Raw genomic sequence first — 4118 nt, 5'->3', positions numbered from 1 at the left:
CAGGATGTCGAGCAGTTTGGCGCGCCGCTGGGTGGTGAAATGAGCGGACATATCTTCTTTAAGGATCGCTGGTACGGTTTCGATGACGGCCTCTATGCAGGCGCTCGCCTGTTGGAGCTACTCAGCCGCGAAGACGATCCGTCGGCACTGCTCAATGCCTTGCCGCAGTCGGTCAGCACGCCGGAATTACAACTGCCGTTGAACGATGGAGAGAATTTCGCCTTGATCGCCAAGCTGCAACGCGATGCACATTTCCCGGGAGCGGAGCAAATCATCAAAATCGACGGTTTGCGTGTTGAGTATCCCGGTGGCTTTGGTTTGGCACGCGCTTCCAATACCACGCCGGTGGTAGTGATGCGGTTTGAAGCGGAGTCGGCGCGGACGCTGGCGCATATCCAGGAAGAGTTCGGACGAGTAATCCTGGCCGCCAAGCCGGATGCAGTGCTGCCTTTTTCAAATGATATGGCGGTGCTACCGGTGGAGATGTCGCTGGAGTAATGTACAGCCTTGCCTGAAAGCAGAACGAGCTGAAGGACGCTCATCCTCCCGTCGCAAACTGCGCAGCATGAACACTGACCGGCAAGCGCATCACATGCGGATAACAGAGCTGACTCCCAGCGCCCAGTCCTATCTGGAAAGTGGCGCCGGCGAAAGGTGAACCGGCTCTGGTATCCGCACGCATGACGCGCCGATAACTGAGAGGATTCCAGCACCCCAACCTATCTGGAAAGTGGTGCCGTAGTTGAATCTACTCTGCTATCAGCGCACACAGATACTGGCAATGGCTTGCAGCGGGCTTCCGGTGTGCGGATAAGAGAGAAGATTCTCGACGCCCGATCCTATCTGAAACGTGGCATCGCATTATGAATCCGCTCTGTTATCGGCACCGGCACATGATCTCGCCACTACGAATGGCAAGACCGCCGCTATTGACCACATCATGCGGATAATAGAGAAGATTCCCGTCGCCCAGTCCTATCTGGAAAGTGGCGACGACGAAAGGTGAATCTGCTCTGATATCGGCACGCATGCCAAAAACTGAACATACGGACAATGACGACCGCATGCGAACGCGCTTAAAACTTATCGGGGAAGATTTACAGATGAATTGCTGCTACAGACATGACCGAAGAGGTCAAAAATGAAGAAGTAATGCGGAGTAACCTTCACAAGCTGACCGAACACTTTTTATTGATTTTCGGCCTGCTCCCCGGTACGAAACCGGACAACAGCTAGCAATATAGCACAGAATTTAATCCTGTCAACCCCGCCGGCACAAAGAAACAACATGCCGGCGGGCAAGGCAACCACCTCGCAATCACCTAATTTGCCAGGGCCGCCGCCAACACGCGAGCCACGTGAACGGCTTCGCGCCCCGCGCCGTCATGAATCTGGTGACGGCAGCTGGTGCCGTCGGCGACCACGATCGCCTCCGCTGCAGCCTTGCGTATCGCCGGCAGCAAGGACAACTCCGCCATCGCCATCGATGCCTCGTAGTGCTCCTCTTCATAGCCGAAACTTCCCGCCATGCCGCAGCAGGATGATTCGACCACGGCGACTTCCGCCTGCGGAATCCATTGCAGCACGGCCGGCACCGGACGGAAGGCGTCGAAGGCCTTTTGATGGCAGTGGCCGTGCAGCACGATCTTGTTGGACGAGAGCGGTTTCAGGTCGAGCTTGAGCTTGCCGGCCTTGTGTTCCTGCACCAGGAATTCTTCAAACAGGAAAGCCGATTTCGCCAGTTGCTGCGCCTCTTCGCCATAGCCATAGTTCAAGAACTCGTCACGCAAAGACAACAGGCAGGATGGCTCCAGCCCGACCACCGCGATGCCGCGGCGCACGTACGGCATCAGCGCATCCAACGTGCGGCGCGCCTCCGCCTTGGCCTGATCGACCAGTCCCGCCGCCAGATAAGTGCGGCCGCAGCACAGAGGCCGTTGCCCGGGCAGCGTGTTGAAATGCACTCTGTAACCGGCAGCCTCCAGCACTTGCTGCGCGGCGCGGGCATTTTCAGGTTCCATGCTGTTGTTGAAGGTGTCGACGAACAGCAGGACTTCCTTGTCGGCGTTTGTCGCCGGTGCACGCTGCGCATTGCTCAAAAACGATTTGCGGAAGCGCGGCAGCGACCGCTGCGGCGCCAGCCCCAGCAAACCCTTCACCCAGCCGGAGATCACCGGAATCTTTTCGGCCAGCGCCAGCGCTCCGCCGACGCTGCCGGCATGGGAGGCATACGCCGGCATGTAGGCGATCAGCCTGTCGCGCAGGCTGATGCCGTTCTTGCCGGCCCAGGCGGCGCGTGCTTCGATCTTGACCTTGGCCATGTCGACGCCGGTAGGACAATCGCGCTTGCAGCCCTTGCAGGAGACGCACAGGTCCAGCACTTCCTTGACCTCGGGACTGGCCAGCCCTTCGCTGCCGAGCTGGCCGGACAGCGCCAGCCGCACGGTGTTGGCGCGGCCGCGCGTGACATGTTTTTCATCGTGCGTGACGCGATAGCTGGGGCACATGGTACCGGCGTCGAACTTGCGGCAATGGCCGTTGTTGTTGCACATCTCGACCAGCTTGGCGAGGCCATCGCTGCGATCGCCGCCGCTGCCGGGCGCGCTTTCCTTGCCGGTCAATGGATCGCGCTTGACGTTCCACTGCGACCAGTCCAGCGCCGGACTGTACGGCAGTTCCCGATAACCGGGAGCGAAGCGGAAGTTGCTGGCGTCGTCCATCTTTGGCGGACGCACGATCTTGTCCGGATTGAAACGATTGTCCGGATCGAACAAGTCCTTGATCTCGCTGAAGGCAGCGTTGAGTTTCGGCCCGTACTGCCACGCGACCCATTCGCCCCGGCACAGGCCGTCGCCGTGTTCGCCGGAATACGCGCCCTTGTATTTGCGCACCAGCACGGCGGCGGCTTCGGCGATCTCGCGCATGTCTTTGGCGCCGCCGCGCCGCATGTCGAGAATCGGCCGCACGTGCAGGGTGCCGACGCTGGCGTGCGCGTACCAGGTGCCTTCGGTGCCGTATTTGTGGAACACTTCGGTCAGCTGGCGCGTGTACTCGGCCAGATGTTCCAGCGGCACGGCGCAGTCCTCGATGAAGGACACCGGCTTGCCGTCGCCCTTCATGCTCATCATGATGTTGAGACCGGCCTTGCGCACTTCCCACAGCGCTTTTTGCTCGTTGGCGACGGGCATGTCGACCACCGAGCCGGGCAAGCCGAGGTCGCCCATCAACTCGCTCAACAGCTTCAGTTTATCGAGTTGTTGATCGAGATTCTCGCCGGCGAACTCCACCAGCAGGATCGCTTCCGGATGACCGACCAGCGCTTTCTCGATCACCGGCCTGAAGGCCGGATTGCTGATCGCCAGATCGATCATGGTGCGATCGACCAGCTCGACCGCGGTCGGTCCCAGCTTGACGATGTGCTGGGTCATGTCCATCGATTGATAGAAGGTCGGGAAGTTGACCACGCCCAGCACCTTGTGCGCCGGCAACGGCATCAGCGCCAGCGTGATCTGGCGGCTATAGGCCAGGGTGCCTTCCGAGCCGATCAGGATATGCGCCAGGTTGGCGACGCCGTCGTCGGTGTAGGCGCGCGGATTCTGGCAATCGAAGATGTCGATGTTGTAGCCGGCCACGCGGCGCAGAACCTTGGGCACGCGCTCGACGATTTCGCCGCGCTCGCGCTGTGCGATGGCTTGCAACCCGCGCACGATCTCGCCGATGCGGCCTCGGCCCGGCATCTCCGGCATCTCCGTCATGTCGGGCAGGCGACCGAACCGGCCTTCGGTACCGTCGGCCAGCACGGCATCAATGGCGATCACGTTATGCACCATGTTGCCGTATTCGATTGAGCGCGAGCCGCAGGAATTGTTGCCGGACATGCCGCCGATGGTGCATTGCGCCGCCGTCGACACATCCACCGGGAACCACAGTCCGTACGGCTTGAGCCAGGCGTTGAGATGGTCGAGCACCATGCCGGGTTCGACCGTGATGGTGCGCGCGACCGGATCGAAATCAATGACCTGGTTGAGATATTTGCTGTTGTCGATGACCAGCGCCTCGCCAACGGTCTGGCCGCACTGGCTGGTGCCCGCGCCCCGCGCCAGCACCGGCATGGCTAT

1 protein-coding gene and 1 pseudogene are annotated in these 4118 nt (G+C 60.6%); one reads left to right on the top strand and one right to left on the bottom strand.

Translation table 11 applies throughout. The annotated features are described in order from the left end of the window. Positions 1-498, top strand: a pseudogene (locus HLUSI_RS0108765) (phosphomannomutase/phosphoglucomutase); the annotation flags it as partial. An 824-nt stretch (positions 499-1322) separates the two neighbouring features. On the opposite strand, the gene HLUSI_RS0108760 reads toward HLUSI_RS0108765, so the two are convergent. Continuing rightward, positions 1323-4112 (bottom strand): FAD-binding and (Fe-S)-binding domain-containing protein, encoded by a 2790-nt coding sequence (locus HLUSI_RS0108760; protein WP_016833607.1) that lies wholly within the window; start codon positions 4110-4112, stop codon positions 1323-1325. Positions 4113-4118 lie beyond the last annotated feature (6 nt).

Source organism: Herbaspirillum lusitanum P6-12, from assembly GCF_000256565.1.
GTDB lineage: Bacteria > Pseudomonadota > Gammaproteobacteria > Burkholderiales > Burkholderiaceae_D > Herbaspirillum > Herbaspirillum lusitanum.
Note: the sequence above shows the minus strand (reverse complement) of the source record. Positions and strands in the feature narration are given on the sequence as shown.